This is a genomic window from Idiomarina sp. D18 (assembly GCF_057748155.1).
Genome location: NZ_CM173240.1, coordinates 2,049,804 through 2,069,270 on the forward strand (window position 1 = coordinate 2,049,804; position 19,467 = coordinate 2,069,270).

Annotated in this window: 14 protein-coding genes and 1 riboswitch; of the genes, 2 read left to right on the plus strand and 12 right to left on the minus strand. The window is 47.5% G+C overall.

Annotated features, from left to right (window positions below; translation table 11 throughout):
• Positions 1-11 precede the first annotated feature (11 nt).
• The gene (locus tag AC3AP5_RS09890; RefSeq protein ID WP_286681547.1) at positions 12-2,600 is read left to right on the plus strand and encodes a bifunctional aconitate hydratase 2/2-methylisocitrate dehydratase; all 2,589 of its coding nucleotides are present in this window, start codon (positions 12-14) and stop codon (positions 2,598-2,600) included.
• Positions 2,601-2,668: 68 nt separating this feature from the next.
• On the opposite strand, the gene AC3AP5_RS09895 is transcribed toward AC3AP5_RS09890, so the two are convergent.
• The 7 genes from AC3AP5_RS09895 to AC3AP5_RS09925 all read right to left on the minus strand — a co-directional run bounded on the left by AC3AP5_RS09895 (position 2,669) and on the right by AC3AP5_RS09925 (position 12,085).
• Positions 2,669-3,214, minus strand: coding sequence for a prepilin-type N-terminal cleavage/methylation domain-containing protein (locus AC3AP5_RS09895; protein ID WP_272978578.1), 546 nt, complete (start codon positions 3,212-3,214; stop codon positions 2,669-2,671).
• An 8-nt stretch (positions 3,215-3,222) separates the two neighbouring features.
• A complete protein-coding gene (locus tag AC3AP5_RS09900) occupies positions 3,223-4,092 on the minus strand; it encodes a hypothetical protein (protein ID WP_272978577.1) in 870 nt (289 codons plus the stop codon).
• The gene (locus tag AC3AP5_RS09905; protein WP_487326644.1) at positions 4,089-6,473 is read right to left on the minus strand and encodes a fimbria/pilus outer membrane usher protein; all 2,385 of its coding nucleotides are present in this window, start codon (positions 6,471-6,473) and stop codon (positions 4,089-4,091) included. Before AC3AP5_RS09905 ends, AC3AP5_RS09900 begins: the two co-directional genes overlap by 4 nt.
• On the minus strand, positions 6,442-7,146 hold the full coding sequence (locus AC3AP5_RS09910) for a fimbria/pilus periplasmic chaperone (RefSeq protein ID WP_272978572.1): 705 nt from the start codon (positions 7,144-7,146) through the stop codon (positions 6,442-6,444). The genes AC3AP5_RS09905 and AC3AP5_RS09910 overlap by 32 nt, the downstream gene beginning before the upstream one ends.
• A gap of 72 nt (positions 7,147-7,218) precedes the next feature.
• Positions 7,219-7,722, minus strand: a complete 504-nt coding sequence (locus tag AC3AP5_RS09915; protein WP_006956728.1) for a Csu type fimbrial protein — start codon at positions 7,720-7,722, stop codon at positions 7,219-7,221.
• A 17-nt stretch (positions 7,723-7,739) separates the two neighbouring features.
• Positions 7,740-7,826: riboswitch (cyclic di-GMP riboswitch) on the minus strand.
• A gap of 166 nt (positions 7,827-7,992) precedes the next feature.
• Positions 7,993-11,106 (minus strand): efflux RND transporter permease subunit, encoded by a 3,114-nt coding sequence (locus AC3AP5_RS09920; RefSeq protein ID WP_487326645.1) that lies wholly within the window; start codon positions 11,104-11,106, stop codon positions 7,993-7,995.
• Positions 11,099-12,085 (minus strand): efflux RND transporter periplasmic adaptor subunit, encoded by a 987-nt coding sequence (locus AC3AP5_RS09925; protein ID WP_272978567.1) that lies wholly within the window; start codon positions 12,083-12,085, stop codon positions 11,099-11,101. Before AC3AP5_RS09925 ends, AC3AP5_RS09920 begins: the two co-directional genes overlap by 8 nt.
• Positions 12,086-12,229: 144 nt before the next feature.
• Between AC3AP5_RS09925 and AC3AP5_RS09930 the strand changes: the two genes are divergently transcribed.
• Positions 12,230-13,305 (plus strand): IS3 family transposase gene (locus AC3AP5_RS09930; protein WP_414653239.1). Its coding sequence is split into 2 segments (ribosomal slippage): positions 12,230-12,479 and positions 12,479-13,305, totalling 1,077 coding nucleotides; the frame shifts between segments, so codons are not numbered across the junction.
• Between the two features lie 5 nt (positions 13,306-13,310).
• Here AC3AP5_RS09930 and AC3AP5_RS09935 read toward each other — a convergent pair.
• The 5 genes from AC3AP5_RS09935 to aceF all read right to left on the minus strand — a co-directional run bounded on the left by AC3AP5_RS09935 (position 13,311) and on the right by aceF (position 19,459).
• Positions 13,311-13,526: a heavy metal-binding domain-containing protein gene (locus tag AC3AP5_RS09935; RefSeq protein WP_287206963.1), complete on the minus strand. Its 216-nt coding sequence runs from the start codon at positions 13,524-13,526 to the stop codon at positions 13,311-13,313.
• A 46-nt stretch (positions 13,527-13,572) separates the two neighbouring features.
• The gene (locus AC3AP5_RS09940) at positions 13,573-13,887 is read right to left on the minus strand and encodes a hypothetical protein (protein ID WP_487326646.1); all 315 of its coding nucleotides are present in this window, start codon (positions 13,885-13,887) and stop codon (positions 13,573-13,575) included.
• Positions 13,888-13,944: 57 nt separating this feature from the next.
• Complete coding sequence (locus AC3AP5_RS09945; RefSeq protein WP_287830970.1) at positions 13,945-16,029, minus strand: M13 family metallopeptidase; 2,085 nt, start codon at positions 16,027-16,029, stop codon at positions 13,945-13,947.
• A 145-nt stretch (positions 16,030-16,174) separates the two neighbouring features.
• Positions 16,175-17,602 (minus strand): dihydrolipoyl dehydrogenase, encoded by a 1,428-nt coding sequence (gene lpdA, locus AC3AP5_RS09950; protein WP_287830969.1) that lies wholly within the window; start codon positions 17,600-17,602, stop codon positions 16,175-16,177.
• Between the two features lie 111 nt (positions 17,603-17,713).
• Positions 17,714-19,459 carry a dihydrolipoyllysine-residue acetyltransferase gene (aceF, locus tag AC3AP5_RS09955; RefSeq protein ID WP_286681487.1) on the minus strand — a complete coding sequence of 582 codons (1,746 nt, stop codon included), beginning with the start codon at positions 19,457-19,459 and terminating at the stop codon, positions 17,714-17,716.
• Positions 19,460-19,467: the final 8 nt, after the last annotated feature.

The window sequence follows — 19,467 nt, forward strand, 5'->3', positions numbered from 1 at the left end:
AGGTAACTGGAGTGCTAAAAGAATATCGTCAGCACGTTGAAGAGCGTGCCGCTGAGGGCATCCCTCCGAAGCCATTAACGGCTGAACAAGTTGCAGATTTAGTTGAGCTGCTAAAAAACCCACCCGCGGGTGAAGAAGCGTTTTTAGTCGAGCTCCTTTCAGAGCGTGTACCTCCAGGCGTCGATGAAGCGGCTTATGTGAAAGCAGGCTTCTTGAGCGCAGTTGTTAAAGGCGACGTCGAAAGCCCTGTTATCAGTAAAGAACAAGCCGTTAAATTGTTGGGCAACATGCACGGTGGCTATAACATCGAGACTTTAGTCGCGTTGTTAGATGACGCTGAATTAGGTCGTCTTGCGGCTGAAGAGCTTAAGCACACCATCTTGATGTTCGACGCCTTCCACGACGTTGAAGAAAAAATGAAAGCAGGCAACGCGCTTGCAAAAGAAGTCGTTGAATCATGGGCTGAAGGTGAGTGGTTCACTAGCCGTGACAAGATGGCGGACGAAATCAAAGCGACTGTATTTAAAGTAACGGGTGAGACCAACACCGATGATTTATCACCTGCACCGGATGCATGGTCACGTCCTGACATTCCTTTGCACGCTAAGGCGATGTACAAAATGCCGCGTGAAGGCATCACCAATGCCGGCGAGCAAATTGAAGAACTTAAGAAGAAAGGTCACCCCGTTGCATTCGTAGGCGATGTTGTGGGTACTGGCTCTTCACGTAAGTCAGCGACTAACTCTGTACTGTGGAACATCGGTGAAGATATGCCAGGTACGCCAAACAAGCGTGCAGGCGGTATCTGTATCGGCGGTAAAGTTGCACCTATCTTCTTTAACACGATGAAGGACGCGGGCGCATTAGTATTTGAGGCCGACGTTGAGAAAATGAACATGGGCGATGTGATCAGCATCTTCCCATACGAAGGCAAAATCAAAAACGAAACGGGCGAAGTGATCGCTGAATATGATTACGCATCGCGCGTTATCCTAGACGAAGTGCGTGCAGGTGGCCGTATCAACTTGATCATCGGTCGTGGTTTGACTGCAAAAGCGCGTGAATCATTGGGCTTAGGCGCAAGCGATTTATTCTTAACGCCTGAGCAACCACAAGACAGTGGTAAGGGCTACAGCCTTGCTCAGAAACTGGTCGGTAAAGCATGCGGTATGGAGGGCGTACGCCCAGGTACTTACTGTGAGCCGCAAATGGCAACCGTAGGTTCACAGGATACCACCGGTCCAATGACCCGTGACGAACTCAAAGACTTAGCGTGCCTTGGCTTTAACTCTGACTTGGTCATGCAGTCATTCTGTCACACCTCTGCGTACCCTAAACCGGTTGATGTTGAGACTCAGCACACGTTGCCAGACTTCATCATGAACCGTGGCGGTGTATCACTGCGCCCAGGCGACGGTATCATCCACAGCTGGTTAAACCGTATGTTATTACCAGACACAGTAGGTACTGGCGGTGACTCTCATACTCGTTTCCCTCTGGGTATTTCTTTCCCTGCGGGTTCTGGTTTGGTCGCTTTCGCTGCAGCAACGGGCGTTATGCCACTGGATATGCCTGAGTCTGTATTGGTGCGTTTTAAAGGTAAGATGCAGCCAGGTATCACATTACGTGATCTTGTTCATGCGATCCCAGCGTTTGCGATTAAAGACGGTTTGTTAACAGTCGAGAAACGCGGTAAGAAAAACGCATTCTCGGGTCGTATCTTAGAAATTGAAGGCCTTGAGCATCTAACTGTTGAGCAAGCGTTCGAATTGTCAGACGCTTCTGCAGAGCGTTCAGCGGCAGGTTGTACTATCAACCTTTCAGAAGAGTCAGTGGGTGAGTACTTACGCTCAAACATCACTATGTTGCGTTGGATGATCAACGAAGGCTATGGTGATGCACGTACACTTGAACGCCGTGCGCGTAAGATGGAAGAATGGCTTGAGAACCCGTCGTTAATGCGTGCAGATAAAGACGCTGAATACGCAGAAGTGATTGAAATCGACCTTGATGAAATCAAAGAGCCTATCGTTTGTTGTCCGAACGACCCTGACGACGCTAAATTCTTGAGTGAAGTCGCTGGCGATAAAGTTGACGAAGTCTTCATCGGTTCTTGTATGACCAATATCGGTCACTTCCGTGCAGCCGGTAAGTTGCTTGAGAAGAACTCAGATCCGTTGAACACGCGCTTATGGATTGCGCCGCCAACGAAAATGGATAAGGCTCAGCTTGAGACTGAAGGTTACTACGACATTTACGAACGTAATGGCGTTCGTACTGAGATGCCGGGTTGTTCACTGTGCATGGGTAACCAAGCACGTGTGGAGCCAAACTCAACAGTGTTATCGACCTCAACGCGTAACTTCCCTAACCGTTTAGGTGATGGCGCAAACGTTTACCTTACTTCTGCAGAACTTGCAGCAGTCGGTGCTATCGTTGGTCGTTTACCGACACCAGAAGAGTACCTCGAGTACGCGCAGGATATTAATGCGATGGCTGGCGAAGTTTATAAGTATCTAAACTTTGACCAAATGGATGCGTTCCGCGACGCTGAAAAAGCAGCGAAAGAGAACATTATCCCGACTATCAACGTTGCTTAATCGCAGCGCCTGATTAAATCAAAGTAAAAAGCCTCGCAGTTTTGCTGCGAGGCTTTTTTAATGATCAATTAACAGCCGTCAGTTTTATTTGCGACAAACGTGCCGCGTGAATTAATCGGTTGGGTAAAGTAAACGCGACAGTTGTCATCGGCTATCTCACCGTCATCATCACGATCAAAACCAATATAGGTTTGATGACGCTCACCGACCTCAATAGTGACATCCTCTGAGAAACTTACCATTTTTGCCACCTCAAAGTTATCAGGCCCCAATTGACCCACGTCATTCTTTATTAGCTTGATGTCACGGCTGACATTATTACGCGGATTCTCTTGGTCTGACGTGGCATCGGCTTCAATAATGCCGTCACCATTAACATCTAACCACGGACTGCCATTCACGTATATAACGCGGTTAGGTAGCTGCAACGCAGCATCAATATGTTTGGAGGCTTCCGTCAAGGTACCCGACATCGACTTAACCGCATTGGTCCGTGCTGCGGTACCAAAGTCAAAAAACTTAGGCGCCGCCGTCACCGCTAAGACACCAATGACCACAATAACAATAATTAACTCAATCAGGGTAAAACCTGCATTTAACGTCTGTTTACTCAAAACGACTCCTACCTTGCTGTTACGGTCACATAAACGGTATCCTGGTACCGACCCGCGCGTTGATACTTCACATCATCCACGACGATACCCATATCAAAACGTCGCTTGCCTGAGTAACTTTGCTGGTAGCTGCGTTGGTAGGTGGTGGTCGCGGGAAAACGGTTGCCATCAAAAAGGATCTCATACGCAATACGACTGCTACTGTCTTGCTGATGTACTAACGCACGGTCCTCCGAATAAATCGATACGTCGTAAAGACTGTTACTAAACACTTTTAATCGCCAATCGGCACGCGCCCCGTCATTAAGGCTGCCTAAATCTACTTGGTAGTGGCCGCCATGACCGCGCACCGAATCACTGTGCGACCGAGCGACTTCAATACTGACAACGGCAGGCATGTAAAACCCAAGATCGACCACTTTGTCCATTAATGTACGATGGCCATCCTTTGATTGAACCACCAGGGCAGCGGCGTAGGCGCCTGCCGTGATCACGCGGTGCGCGTCAATACGTAACCATAGGTTTAAATGCTGATGACCATTGTAATCAACAATCCAAGAACGACGTCCATCGACCGTACGCACGGGCAAAGGCTTGCGGTTAGTGTTCAATAAGGTGGCGTCGAGTTGTACACCTCCTTCACCGATGAGTTTAAAAGGTCCGTTATCCACAGCGCTAAAAATCAAACTATCGATACAAGGACGTCCTTCTCGAAATGCCTGCACTTTTATGGGTAGTAAAATTTCATCGTCAAACCTTACCGAGTTGTATTGATTAACTTGCACATCAAAGTCACCCGTACACTGGTGTGGGTAACGACTATCAGCTTGTGCCACAGCTGATCCCAGAAAAATAAGTACGATTATGAACCTGTTCATGGTTGCACCTCGCTTACGGTAATAACCCCCGCGTCAATTAAATTCTCTTCCGCTGCTTTAAAGTTCACTTTTGCTTGATACTTACCTATCACTAACTGGTAAGTACCTGGCGCAATGCCCTCGACCGCAAAACGGCCCCTGCGATTGGTAAATACATCCAACACCAATCCATTTCCAATCAATTCGCCACGCTCTAAGCTCAACGGCTGACCTGATTCGTCTTGAATGTAGCCCAAGACTAAATAAGCGGCATCCGAACCCACAGTAATGACGCGTCCAGTCACACTACCACCACTTGAGTCATACAACCCTGGGCCCCAGTTATAACCGAGCGGTGCATTAGGTACATTAACGACAAGGCTGGTTTCACTAAACGGCGCGCCTAATGTCACTAATCCTGCTAAATGCTCTCCCGCGCGAGCCTCAATTTCACCCAAATAATCTGGATTAATCTCGACATCACTATCGGCGAGTGTCTTATGCTTTTTAATCAGCGCGAATGGAGCATCAACAATACTCGACATACCAAGGCTTCCATCAGCAAAACCGAGCGTTGTACTCAATGAGGTTCGATAGATGTCAAAACGAGCGCCCGACTCGAGTTCTAGTTTTGACACCGTCAGTTCGCCGCGTATGCGGTTTCCGGTGTAACTACCGCTGGCGCGAATATCCCGTAGTTGTGGATTATCGATACCATAGATTTCGTAGCCATAGTTGCCCACACGGTTGCGGTTAATGCGACCAAAGCTCGCTTGCGCCTGTTCTCTACGGTGATCGTATTCAACCCTTGTACGCAACTGACTACGTGAATCATAACTATTCCATGAAACGCTCAAAAACACGCCATCTTGCTGCTGCGTTACTGGATCAACAAAGTTACTGCGATAATATTCGGCACTCAGTAACCAGCCGCGACGACGCCAACTGAATCGAAGCGAATCCGTGTTAATTGTTGTGCCATCGACCGCTTCGTAGCGCGACACACTGGCGGTTAAATCAAACTCATCATTGAAGAAATAAGTATAATCTGCCGTCACTCGACGGTCATCAAATAACGTCAGTGGCTGCGTGGCGACTGTGGGGGCAAACTCAACTCTTTTCTCAAAACTGAAGCGCAGGTTAGGCGAGCTATTATAACCACTTCCCCAGACTGAGAACCCGACATCCACAGACGCTGCATAACCATTAGATTCATCCAACTTAGATTGTGAGCCACGCAATGTAATGACACCGATATCAAAGCCATAGGAGACCGTCGTGCCCACAATATGGCCCAAACTACTAAGTTCGAGGTTCACACCGGCAGTGAAACTATCCGAGAAACCGTAATCGTAATAGCCAGAGAATGTCAGTTCATCCCCATAGTTATATGAAAACTCTTCAAACTCCGACGCATAGCCGAGCTGAAAAGAGAAATCTGAAAGACCTTTGCGTAACAATGCGCCGCTGTAAAAGTTGTCAAAGCGAAATGTCTGTGTGGAGCCGTCCTCAAAAGTCGCAACGACGAGCACTTCATTGGCGCCTGCTGTGAAGGGCAGATCATTTAACTCATAACGACCTGGATTAAATTGTTGTCGTAAGACGGTAAAGCCGTTGACTTGGATCTCAACATCGGCGCTCGACGGTAGATAGAACTGCTGACTGTTGCCTGGACTGATTTCACGACGCGGTTGAAGCTCACGGTAGGCGCGCGAAACACCAATACCCCCCATATTGAGACCGCTGACATGCCCACTCGTAAAGGTAGTCAAATCGCCGAGTTCATAGCGCAATGGCAATTGAGGGTTATCGTGAAATAGTGTGACTTCTCCACGATAGAACTCGTTATTGCCCTCATCGTTTCGATCGGCAAAGGCAGACCAACGCGCGTTCACACCATCGTATCCACCGACGTTTGCCGAACCGAGCCATTCTAGGGCGTAGCGCGTGTCTGAGTCGACAGTCTCCGTCAGTAGGTTAAATCGATTTAAGCTCGCAATAGTCGCAGTGCTATCGGGGATTACGACATAATCAGCCGTACCGTAATTTAACTCAGTTGGACGCATAGCACTACCCGCTAACTTTGCCGTTAGACTCATATTTTGCGGTGAAAAGTCGATGAAAATCCCACGATCTTGCAGTGCAGTGATGGGGATTAAACTGTCAGGATAAGCCTCTACCCAATGCATGGTGTCGTCATTCAGCATACGGCCCATTGAGCTCAGTAATGACTGTTTAACAACAGCAACGACTTGGCCCGATTGAATGGTCGCCGCGATGTCTTGAATCGCGCGTTCATTATAATTGACCGGCAAATCAATTGCATATTGTTGAGATTGTACCGGTAATGCATAAGCCGAGGCAGACGCACTAACGATCATCAGCCAGTTTAATGCGCGCATCTTCGACTCGTCCTTGCTCATTGAGAGACGCCAGCGCTAAACGAATGGTATGCGATGGCATTAAATAGGAAACCGGTAGTAACTCGCGATACATTGTCCATTCAACAGCATGCTCATTACCTGAATCTATAATCAATTGACTGCCATTAAGATTAACCACTTGGTTACCATTGTTAGTAAGCACTAACTGACAGCCTATCTCGGCATCATTACACTCGAGTTTCTGTTGTAGGTCCTCAACCCCCTGTTGAGGATTGACGAATAGCAGTGTAGCGAAATTAAACACCATGTTAATTTCAGGTTGGCCATCGGGTTCACTTTTTAGCGGCAATTGCTTAAACACAATTCGGTAAGACTGCGTCTCAGCTAAACGTGGGTCACCAATAAATTGCGCTCGAAAAACTTGATAGGACTGGGCGCCCACTTTAATCTGCGGTGGCAGTACGATAATGTCATCGGTTTCGACTAACTGTTCAACTTGGTTGTCATCGAAGCTTCGTTTGTACACTTCAACTTCAAGCGGCAAGGTGGTGTCGCTCGGATTTGCGACGCGATAAGTCACACGGTTATGACCGCTGGTCGCCTGGATTTCAGCGATCATCGGCTCCACTTCGTAGGCATCTACCAGCACAGCAACCAGTACTAGCAGCCACAACATTGCTTTTTTTAACATGGCTGAACTCATGAGATTATTCGGGAAAATTAAGCCATCGCCCTAAAGCGATGGCTTATATGGAAAACTCAATTAGTTCGGAGTCACAGTGACAGTGATCGTGTCACTATAGTCACCGGCGCGCTCATAACCTGTAGGTGCAGGAGAAACCTTCAAGGTACGGCGATGGAGGTCACCATTGGTGTTGTTACCGACCATGTTTCCATTGCCAGTCATTGAATAAGGTGAGGTGAGAGAAACGCCCACTGCTGAACCATGATCCATAGTGTATGGAATGAAGCCAGCTTGTGGATCGTTGTTTAGTGCTAACACACCACCGTTTTGTGAGCTGTAGGTGATGGTAGGCATTGCAGAAGTATTACACCAGAAACCAACACCAAAGCCAGCTGTAGCAACGCCGTCGAGAGCGATAGTTTTTGATGGACCACTGCTGTTATCCACTTTACAGACTTTCTCAACGGTACCGTTGACAGTAAATGACGTGGTATCGGTGTTGCTTAAATCCATTTGTTCAGCGACTGCTGCGGTGGTGGTGAATAGACTAGCAACTAAGAGGGTTTTTACTGAAGTTTTCATTTTGCGAAATTCCTAAGTTTCGCAACCCGGCTATCTTCGTTTTTATTTTTAGAAGACCCGAAGCTTTCCGTCCCCGCCTCACGGAGGGTTTGGCCGACTCAAGTGGCAACCCACTTGAGTCGAAGAAAATAATAGATGAGCGTTTTAGTATTTGCCATAACGATTGCAACGTTTTATTGCAATCGATTGTTAAACCATTGTTTGTTAATAGTTTATTTTGTAAGCATTTTGTAAATACCGCACATCTGCGAACATCGGTTTGCTGATTGACTACCTTTTTTGACGCCGATTTAACACCAAAAATACAACTGGGATTAATACCATCGACACCAACGGCGCCAATACCATCCCGCCCACCATCGGAGCGGCAATGCGTTGCATAACGTCATTACCAATACCGGCTCCAAGCATGATAGGTAATAATCCAACAATGATTGTAGATACTGTCATCGCTTTCGGGCGGACGCGTTTTAGCGCCCCATCCTGTATTGCCTGTAGCAATTGCGAAGCATCGTTATTACGGGCTTTCCAGGCTTGGTTAAGGTAAAGCAACATGACGATACCAAATTCTGCAGCGACCCCCGCTAAAGCAATCATTCCGACAATTACAGCTAATGATAATTGGTAATCGAGTAAATAAATAAACCAAAGGCTACCTGCTAGCGCCAAAGGTAGAGTCGCGATAACAACTAACGCTTGCGATAGCGAGTTAAAAGCGCCGTAAAGCAGGCAAAGAATGAGTACCAATGTAATTGGAATGATTAGTTGCAAGTCTCGCTCAACCTGTTGCATCGCTTCAAATTGCCCTGTCCAGTTCCAGCTGTAACCGTCAGCGAGCGACAATGATTGAAGAGAAGGTGTCGTTTTTTCAATCAACTCCGAAGTCGTCACGCCCGCCTTCGGCTCAATAAAAATCCAGCTGCTGAGCCGTGCGTTCTCACTTTTTAGCACGGCAGGACCTGCGGTCAGCTGAATATCTGCGATATCACTCAACACTAACCAACGACCAGACTCACTGAAAAAAGGAAGTTGTTTAAGCTTTTCAATGTGATCACGTGTCGCACGCGGATAACGAATATTGATCGGGAACCGTTGATCACCCTGAATAGATGTTGCTATTTGCTGCCCCCCTATCGCTTGCGAAATAAGTTGTTGTAGCTCATTTTGCGAAACCCCATAGCGAGCCGCTTCCTTTAATTTGGGCGAAATTTCGACATATCGACCAGACTGCGCACGTTCGGCTATAACAGAGCCTGTTGCAGGATGCTGCTTCAGCTGGTTTTCGATTTGCGTCGCAATATGCTGTAGCTGGCTCGGTTCAGAGCCGCTGACTTTAATCGCCAAAGGTGTTTTCACCCCCGTTGCTAGCATTTCTATACGGGTTCTAATCGGCATGACCCAAGCATTCGTTACGCCTGGAATTTGTACGTACTGGTCAAGTTCAGCTTTAATGTCCTCAATGGTCTTTCCCGCGGGCCATTCCGATTCGGGAGTTAAGGTTATGCTTGTCTCAATCATCGTAAGAGGAGCCGGATCAGTTGCTGTATCCGCTCTGCCAATCTTACCGAATACTCGCTCAACTTGAGGATGTTGAGCTATCAATTTATCCGTCTGCTGTAATAGTTCAGACGCCTCTTCGACGCTAATGCCAGGCATCGTCGTCGGCATATACATTAAATCCCCTTCATATAAGGGAGGCATCAGTTCATAGCCTAATTTTTGCCAAGGATAGACCGCGCTTGCGGTGATAGCGATGGCAAGTAACACCGTTACTTTAGGCCACTTCAATGACATATTAAGCGCAGGTCGATAGAACCAAACTAATACGCGAGTAATAAAATTACCTTCCTCTGATGGAATTTTACCGCGTATTAAAAAAACGATGAGCACTGGAATCAAAGTGATCGATAACAGCGCTGCACACGCCATCGCAAGCGTTTTAGTATATGCCAATGGTTCAAATAAGCGCCCTTGCTGCCCTTGTAACGCGAATATAGGAAGAAAACTAACGGTAATAATGAGCAACGAAAAGAACAGTGAGCCACCTACTTCGCGACACGCATCGAGTATCACTTTCTGACGTTCAGACGAATCAGGTTGTCGCTGTTGCTTGTCGGTAAATAATTGCAAATGTTTATGCGCATTTTCAATCATTACGATAGCCGCATCGACTAGAGCACCAATGGCTATCGCAATACCACCCAAACTCATTATATTCGCTGTAATTCCCATCAGGTTCATAATCCAAATGGCAATCAACACCGATAACGGTAAACTGATAACGGCGACAAGCGTCGAGCGGGCATGCAACAAGAAGATAAAGCAGATCACGGCGACAAACGCCATCTCTTCAATGAGCTTGCTACTGAGATTATCAACTGATGCATTGATTAATTCAGAGCGGTCATAGGTCGTTACGACCTCGATGCCTTCGGGAAGACCTTGAGCAAGCTGTTTTAATTGAGCCTTTACGCGGTTAATCGTCTTTAACGCATTACTGTCATAGCGCATAACAATAATGCCACCCACCACTTCACCCTGCCCACCTAAATCGGCCACGCCTCTTCGTAATTCAGGTCCCACTCGAATATGTGCAACGTCCCCTAAGGTAACAACACCATCATTTGAGGAAGCTGGGCCAATCGGTAACCTCTGAAAATCTTCGATAGATTGTAAGTAACCGAATCCACGCACCATGTATTCGGCCTCAGCCATTTCAATAACCGAGCCACCGACCTCTGAATTAGCATTTCGAATCGCTGCTGTGACATCCCCTAGGCTGATTTGATAGCGTTGCAGTTGCGTCGGATCAACGACCACTTGGTATGTCTCGACCATCCCCCCTACTCGGGCTACCTCAGCTACACCTTTAACACTCTGCAATCCTTGCTTTAAGTACCAGTTTTGGATTCGCGTTAACTCGCCTAAGTCATGCGTATTTGCTCGATCCACCAGTGCATATTGATAAATCCAGCCGACACCGGAGGCATCCGGTCCGAGCATCGGTTGAACACCTGTTGGCAACTGTGCCTGTGCCTGATTCAAATACTCGAGTACTCGACTTCGTGCCCAGTAGGGGTCTGTGCCCTCCTCAAATACAATATAAATATATGAGTCGCCGAAAAATGAAAAGCCACGCACTGACTTCGTGTTAGGGACGGACAATAAAGTACTCGACAAGGGGTACGTTACTTGCTCTTCAACTACCGCAGGGGCTTGACCTGGGTAGCTGGTCTTCACGACAACCTGGACGTCCGATAGATCGGGAATCGCATCGAGTTGCGTATCGCGTAACGATTGAAGACTGACGAGTGCTATCGCCGCGGCGAGTAACAGCACAAGCCAACGATGTCGTAAACTGAGTCCTATCAGAAAGTTAATCATGCGCGCCTCCATGCTGATGCTGATTCATCGGCATCACTGCTGACTGCTCGGGCAACAGTCCCCTTAAAGACGCCTCAGAGTCGAGCATGAACTGGCCATTAGTGACCACCTCTTCTCCCGCATCGAGTCCACTTAATATCTGGACTTCATCACCCACCATTTGACCGACTTTCACCGCCCTTACAGCGAATTCATGGTCACTGCTTTTAACCACAACTCGGTTTTGCTTAGCAACTTGAATCAAGCTTGAGACAGGCACCACCAGCGTTGCGGGAAGTTTTGGCAGCTCAACATGAGCATTTAACCAACTACCGACCGCGAGGGTGTCACTTGATACGCTGAGCGGCACTCGGGCGCGAAGCGTTTGTGATGCCTCGTCTATCTCTGGATAAACGTAATCAACATGCCCCATCCAGTGACCTTGCACAGTGTTTGAAGCGACATGAACCATCTGCCCCGACTTAATCAGCGCACTATACCGCTGTGGTATATCAAGCATCAGCCAAAGTGACTGTTCACCACTGATGGTCATAACTGACTGTTCTGGCACGATATACATACCTTCTTGAATATTCAGCGCACTCACAAAACCCGACTGAGGTGCAAAGTAATCAACCGTGTAGCGCGTTTCTTTTGTGCGCTCTAATCGTTCAATTTGTTCGTCGGTCATACCGAGTAATTTGAGCCGCTTGCGACCACGGTTTTTAAAACTCGTTTGCTTTTCAGCTGAGCCAACTTGTTGTAGAGAATCAAGTAACTGCAAATAGTCGTCTTGAGCGACAACTAAATCTGGCGCATAGACTTGATAAAGCGGATCGCCTTTATTAACAGCCTCTCCCTCGACGTCCACATACAGCTTCTCAACCCATCCTTTCGCGCGTGGATGAATATGAGTCTGTTCATTTTCAGCCCATTGCAGTTTTCCTTGCACACTCAGTTCAGGTTTAAGCGACTTCCGGGTCGCCGAAGTCGTTGTCACGCCAATCGCCTGCTGTTGAGCGGCGGGTATTTCAAATAATGGCGATGTTATCGGACTTTGCTTGGCATGGTTCTGTAACTATCCCGTAAAATAATACAGCTCACTCGTAGAATTTCTTTTAAACTAAAACAAAGGAGTTTTACGATGAGCAAACGAATGACTGAAAGCCAGATCGTGGCGATTTTGAAAGAAGCTGAAGCCGGTATGCCGGTGAAAGATATTTGCCGTAAGTACGGCATCGGTAATTCAACGTTTTACAAATGGCGCGAAAAATACGGTGGTATGGAAGCGTCTGATGTGCGCCGACTAAAAGAGCTTGAAGAAGAAAACCGTCGACTTAAGCAGATGTATGCTGAGTTGAGCCTCAAATCACAGATGCAAGAAGACATCATAAAAAAGCTCTAGCACCTGTGGCAGAAAGGAAAGTATGGGCACGCGAGTTACAGGTGCAGCATAACGCAAGCGTTGTAAAATGCTGTGATGTGGTCGGCATCAGCCGTACCGCATACTATTATGAGCCGAAGCTGACCGATGATGATGAAATTATTGATGCCTTGAATGCTTTAATCGAAAGACATCATCGTTGGGGCTTCCCAAAGTGCTTTAAACGCCTTCGAAAGCTAGGCCACCGCTGGAACCACAAGCGTGTTTATCGGGTTTATACGGAGCTGAAACTGAATCTGCGACGCAAAGGTAAGAAGCGATTACCCAACCGCAATCCAGAGCCATTAGCTGCACCAAATGCACTTGGGAAATCCTGGTCAATGGACTTTATGAGTGACAGCTTGCACAACAAAGTCAGGTTCCGCACATTTAACGTGATTGACGACTTTAATCGTGAAGTATTAGGTATTGATATTGCGACTAGTATGCCGTCATTGCGCGTCATACGCTATCTTGACCAACTTGCTGAATGGCACGGTTACCCTGAGAAGATTCGGGTTGATAATGGCAGCGAATTCACTTCAGAAGTGTTCGTAAATTGGGCAAAAGCACACGACGTTATGATTGATTACATCAAGCCGGGCTGCCCATACCAGAATGCATATATTGAGCGGTTTAACCGAACTTATCGCGACGATGTACTCGACTGCTACATCTTCAACAACCTGAACGAAGTGAAGCAAATAACCGAAGACTGGATTGAATTATACAACAACGAACGACCGCACGATTCACTTAATGATATGACACCGTTTGAGTACCGAAATGCGGCATAAATATTCTACGAGATGACTGTGTTATAAATGGGGTATTTACAGTTCATATTCATATCCATGCTTTGGCTTTCCTTTAGCACCAAATCCATGCCACAAATAGGACACTTACCTGGTTCGTGTTGAGTGACTTCACTGTGCATTGGGCACACATAAACCGGCTCTTGTGCAGAGACAAACGGAGTTAATAGGATCAAAACGATCCATAAAATACGAGTATTCATGTTTCCACCTAATTAAAAAAACCAACGCTATTTTATTTAAAGTTGGTTAAGCCTTAGGTGGGCGCAGAATACCTTCGGAGGCATCAAGTAACTGGGCGATGGGTGTTGCAAAAACACCTTGGTAAGCGGTTACTTGAATATTGGAAGAGATAGAAAGAAGTCCCGCATGCGCGAAACAATGCTGTGTGCAATTATCGCAGGCGTGCGTGTCCTGCTCACAGTCGGATGAAGATGCGTGACGCTCAGCGCTAGGCTGAGCGTCACCGGAGTCGCAGCGCTCATGATGCGTCATCGTTGTTGTCATCGGCATGGCTTGAGCGTGAGTAGCGGGTAATACCCCACTCACGATTGTCAGAGCCATACATAGCAACAATACGATAGTTCTCATAAATGTATACGACTACCTATCCTCAAGTTATTACCAAATGGTAACACGGTTCTCTGGTGCTACGTAAAGCTCATCACCAGGCTTCACGTCAAAGGCTTCATAAAACGCAGGTACGTTGACCACCGTTCCGTTTACACGGTATTCGGCTGGCGAATGCGGATCGCTCAACACTTGTTGACGAATCGCATCTTCACGATACTTACCACGCCATACTTGTGCCCAGCCGATGAATACACGCTGAGGACCTGTAAAGCCATCCATCACAGGCGCTTGTTCGCCGTCGAGCGATTTCATGTAAGCTTTATATGCGATAGTTAATCCTGCAAGGTCACCAATGTTTTCACCCAGCGTCAGATCACCGTTGATGTTCACACCTTCGATAGGCTCATAAGCGCTGTACTGCGCTGACAATGCTTTACCCCGTTTATCAAAGGCTTCACGGTCGGCATCAGTCCACCAGCTGTTCAAGTTACCTTCACCATCATATTTAGAACCTTGGTCATCAAAACCATGGCCCATTTCGTGGCCGATAACGGCACCGATGCCGCCATAGTTAACAGCCATCTCAGCATTCATATCAAAGAATGGAGGCTGCAAGATACCAGCTGGGAAAACGATCTCGTTACGCACCGGGCTGTAATATGCGTTAACCGTTTGTGGTGTCATGCCCCAGTCTTCTTCATCGACTGGACCGCCGATTTTCTCGATTTCTTCGTTGTAATTGAACTCAGCGTACGCTTTGTAGTTACCAACGAGGTCCGTTGAAGAAATATCTAAATCTGAGTAATCACGCCATTCGTTTGGATAGCCTACTTTTGGATCGAACTTGGCGAGCTTTTCCAACGCTTTTTCTTTAGTTTCGTCGGTCATCCAGTCTAAGTCTTGAATGGAATCTGCGTACGCAGCACGCAAGTTTTCAATCAAGCCTTCCATCTTCTCTTTAGCTTCGGGCGGGAAGTATTCTTTGACGTATACCTGCCCTAACACTTCGCCTAGTACGCTGTTGGTCGCATCCACGCCACGCTTCCAACGCGGCTCTTGCTCAGGAATGCCACGTAACGTAGTACCATAGAATGCAAAACGGCGATCGGAGAAGTCTTCACTTAAGATTGAAGCGGCATCGTTGATCACTTTAAACGATAAATAGTCCTTCCACGTCTGCAGGTCGACATCCGTGAACATCTCACCGAGTTTCTCGAAATACGATGGTTGACTGACAATCATGTTGTCGACATCGTTCAAGTCAGCGGCTTTCAAATAACGCGCAAAGTCAAAGCTACCAAGCAATTCATCGACTTCGCTTGCCGTCATTTTGTTGTAAGTTTTGTCAGCGTTACGGCTTTCAACACGCGTCCACTGTGCTTCGGCTAATTTTGTTTCCAGCTCTAGCACACGTTCAGCCGCCGCTTTGGCATTGTCAACGCCAGCCATTTCCATCACATCGCTGATGTACTCAACATACGCGGTACGGAACTCTTTAAATTTGTCTTCGTCGCTTAAGTAGTACTCACGATCCGGCAAGCCAAGACCACTTTGCGATACATACATCGCGTTAGTTTGTGGGTCTTTTGCATCCGGATAGACATAGAAGCCGAACGGAATTGACGTGCTCATGCGGCTCATGTGTGCGAAGTATTCAGCAACGGACTCATAGCTATCAAGCGCGTTGATCGACTCAAGATCCGACTGGATTGGCTTGGCACCGAGCTCATTCAACGTCTCAACGTCCATATACGCGTTGAAGAAATCACCCACTTTACGTTCGTTAGTGCCTGCAGCCGCATTCATGTTGGCTGATTTCTCAATAATATTATGTAAACGCTCTTGATTGCGCTCACGCAAGTCAAAGAACGAGCCGACTGAAGAACGGTCGTCTGGAATCTCAGTTTTTTCCATCCACGCGCCATTCACGTACTGGTTCAGGTCATCTTGAGGACGCGCACTTTTGTCAAAGTTTTCAAGTACGATGCCCGAGGTCAGCTGTTGTGCTTGTTGTTTTTCGGCTGCGGGCTTCTGTTGGCTAGACTGTTCCGATTGCGCTTCTTGTTGCGGCGAACATGCGCCTAACGCAAGTGCCATAGAGACACTCAGAGCAACGGTAGTTAATTTATTCATTGGTTGTCACCTGTTATTTAGTTTTTGTCGACTCATATCTACAAGTTCGAACAAATTAGCGCAAAATTAGGCGACAAGTAAAGAAAAACGGCAACATTCGCGATGAATGTTGCCGTTTTGCTGATAATTTACCGTAAACGAAAAGTTACTTTTTCTTTTTCGCTTTCGGATTAGGCATATCAGTGATTGAACCCTCTTGAATTTCAGCAGCTAAGCCAATTGATTCATGTAAGGTTGGGTGAGCATGAACGGTCAATGCGATATCTTCTGCATCACAACCCATTTCGATCGCCAAGCAAACTTCGCCTAGCAACTCACCTGCGTTAGAGCCGCACATTGAACCACCGATGATACGGTTGTTCTTATCAAAGATAAGCTTAGTCATACCTTGCTGTGCGTTCGAGGCGATAGCACGACCTGATGCAGACCATGGGAAGGTTACTGCTTCATACTCGATGCCTTTTTCTTTCGCTTCTTTCTCGGTCACACCGGCCCATGCTACTTCTGGATCGGTATACATGATGGAAGGAATCACTTTCGGTTCGAAGAAGTGTTTCTTGCCTGCAATCACTTCGGCCGCTACGTGCGACTCGTGAACGGCTTTGTGCGCTAACATCGGCTGACCAACGATATCGCCGATCGCGAAGATGTTGTCCACGTTAGTACGCATTTGGCTATCCACTTCGATAAAGCCTTGCTCGGTGACCTTAACGCCCGCTTTATCCGCGTCGATCTTCTTACCATTCGGCGCACGGCCGACTGCGGTCAGGACTACGTCATATTTAACCGGTTTCTCAGGTGCACCTTTACCTTCGAAGGTCACATAGATACCATCTTTCTTCGCCTCAACTTTAGTCGCTTTAGTGCTAAGCATGACGTTTTCGAAACGCCCTTTTACTTGCTTGTTGAAGCTCTTCATGATGTCGGCGTCAGCAGGCGGTACCAACTGATCGGTCATTTCAACGACATCAACTTTTGAGCCTAATGAGCTATACACCTGACCCATCTCTAGTGCGATGATACCACCACCTAGAAGAAGCATTTTTTCAGGAATTTCTTTCAGCTCAAGTGCATCAGTAGAGTCCCAAATACGCTCATCATCATGTGGGATGAATGGCAATTTGATAGGTTGTGAACCGGCTGCGATGATTGCGTTTTCAAACTCAATTTCGGTGTTGCCGTCTTCACCTTCTACGTTCAACGTGTTGCTGCTCGTGAATTTGCCGTAACCGTTGACGACTTTCACTTTACGCATTTTAGACATCTGACCTAAACCGCCAGTCAATTGACCCACGACTTTTTCTTTGTGCTTACGGATCTTGTCTAGATCGATTTTAGGCTCGCCAAATTCGACGCCCTCGTTCGCCAATACTTTGGCATCTTCAATGTGCTTTGCTAAATGCAACAAAGCTTTTGAAGGGATACAGCCTACGTTCAAACAAACACCCCCTAAGGTGCTGTAACGTTCAACTAGAACCGTTTCTAAACCAAGGTCAGCTGCACGGAATGCTGCTGAATAGCCACCTGGGCCAGAACCTAACACTACTACCTGTGCTTTAATTTTGTCGCTCATGATAACCCCTTGTTATTCACGGCGGGTTGAGCTACCCACCGAGGTCCGTCAACGCTAAATGTGCGGTTATTGTAACGCCATTTAGATCGTATTTCTCGGTAAAATTGGTGCTTAAAGCACCAATTTACGAATATCACCTAAAACTTGGCTCAAATACGCTGTGAAACGCGCCGCATCTGCACCATCGATCACGCGGTGATCGTAAGACAGACACAACGGCAACATGAGTTTAGGTTCAAACTCTTTACCGTTCCACTTCGGCTTCATCTCATTACGGGATACGCCTAAGATAGCCACTTCTGGTGCATTAACGATAGGTGTGAAGGCTGTACCACCGATACCACCTAAGCTTGAGATTGAGAAACACCCACCTTGCATGTCAGCCGCTTTTAGCTTGCCGTCGCGTGCACGTGCACTGACGTCAACCAGCTCTTCTGACAGCTCATAAATGCCTTTCTTATCGACATCACGGATGACCGGTACAACGAGACCGTTCGGCGTGTCCACCGCGATACCAATGTGCACGTATTTCTTCATGATTAAGGCTTCACCCGACTCTGACAACGATGAGTTGAAATTCGGGAATTCACGCAATGCTTTCGCACAGGCCTTCATGATGAAGACCAATGGCGTGATCTTAAAGCCCAGGTCTTGCTTCTTAGCGACTTCGTTTTCCGATTTACGGAACCGCTCAAGTTCAGTGATATCCGCTTCATCAAACTGCGTCACGTGTGGGATAGTCACCCAGTTACGATGCAGGTTAGGACCTGACTTGCGCTGAATGCGCGATAACTGAACTTCTTCCACTTCACCGAATTTGCTGAAGTCGACTTTAGGTCCATCAATTACTTGCAGACCACCACCGCCTTGGGACGTTTGTCCAGCGACTGCCTTCGGACGTGACAACTCGTACTTAACGTACTCTTGCACATCTTCTTTGAGGATACGGCTCTTAGGCCCAGTCCCTTTGACTTGCGATAGGTCGACGCCGAATTCACGTGCAACACGACGAACGGCCGGTGATGCATGAATCGGTGAACCATCTTTACGCTCGGTCGGATGATCCGGCACAGGCGGCTGACGTTCGCTGGTCGGCGTAGAGTTCGACTTAGCGGACTCTTTGTCGTCGCTCTCAGACTTCGAGGGTGCTTGCTCAGCCTTATCTTCGGATTTCGATGCTGATTTAGACTCGTCTTTGGTTGAGCTCGAACTACCGCCACTGCGCGTGACTTTCAACTTCGCGATCTTAGAACCTTGCGATACTTTATCGCCGACTTTGACCAGCATTTCTTCCACTTCGCCATCTTCGGGGCATGGCACATCCATGGTGGCTTTGTCAGTTTCTAAGGTAATCAAGCCATCTTCTTTTTCGACCGAATCACCTTTGTTGACCAAGATCTCGATAATTTCGACATCTTCTTCATCGCCAATATCAGGGACTTCTACGTCAATGACTTCGCTCTCGCCACCACTGGCTGCTTCCTGCTGCTGGTCATCCTGTGCATCGTCATCGTCGTCCGAAGCGTCAGAAGATGAGCCGTCAGAAGAGGATTCTTCAGCCGTATCTTCGGCTTTGTCATCATCGCTGTCGTCCGCTTCTTCATCGGCGCTGTCATCACTCGCCGCTTCGATGATAGCGAGGACGTCACCTTCTTTAATGGTGTCGCCTTCTTTTACTTTTAACTCGACGATTTTCCCGCCCTCAGAGGCGGGAATATCCATAGAAGCTTTGTCACTCTCGACTGTGACAACACCATCTTCTTTCTCGATGGTGTCGCCTGCGCTGACGAGGATCTCAATGACTTCGACTTCTTCTCCGCCCACGTCGGGGACTTTGAGTTCAATCTTATCCGCCATATCAATAC

Excerpts from the sequence above, each read along its gene's own strand:
- AC3AP5_RS09900 (WP_272978577.1), bottom strand. The coding sequence starts at position 4,092 with ATGAACAGGTTCATAATCGTACTTATTTTTCTGGGATCAGCTGTGGCA.
- AC3AP5_RS09910 (WP_272978572.1), bottom strand. The coding sequence starts at position 7,146 with ATGTTAAAAAAAGCAATGTTGTGGCTGCTAGTACTGGTTGCTGTGCTG.
- lpdA (WP_287830969.1), bottom strand. The coding sequence starts at position 17,602 with ATGAGCGACAAAATTAAAGCACAGGTAGTAGTGTTAGGTTCTGGCCCA.
- aceF (WP_286681487.1), bottom strand. The coding sequence starts at position 19,459 with ATGGCGGATAAGATTGAACTCAAAGTCCCCGACGTGGGCGGAGAAGAA.
- AC3AP5_RS09915 (WP_006956728.1), bottom strand. The coding sequence starts at position 7,722 with ATGAAAACTTCAGTAAAAACCCTCTTAGTTGCTAGTCTATTCACCACC.
- AC3AP5_RS09945 (WP_287830970.1), bottom strand. The coding sequence starts at position 16,029 with ATGAATAAATTAACTACCGTTGCTCTGAGTGTCTCTATGGCACTTGCG.
- AC3AP5_RS09940 (WP_487326646.1), bottom strand. The coding sequence starts at position 13,887 with ATGGCTCTGACAATCGTGAGTGGGGTATTACCCGCTACTCACGCTCAA.
- AC3AP5_RS09920 (WP_487326645.1), bottom strand. The coding sequence starts at position 11,106 with ATGATTAACTTTCTGATAGGACTCAGTTTACGACATCGTTGGCTTGTG.
- AC3AP5_RS09905 (WP_487326644.1), bottom strand. The coding sequence starts at position 6,473 with ATGCGCGCATTAAACTGGCTGATGATCGTTAGTGCGTCTGCCTCGGCT.
- AC3AP5_RS09935 (WP_287206963.1), bottom strand. The coding sequence starts at position 13,526 with ATGAATACTCGTATTTTATGGATCGTTTTGATCCTATTAACTCCGTTT.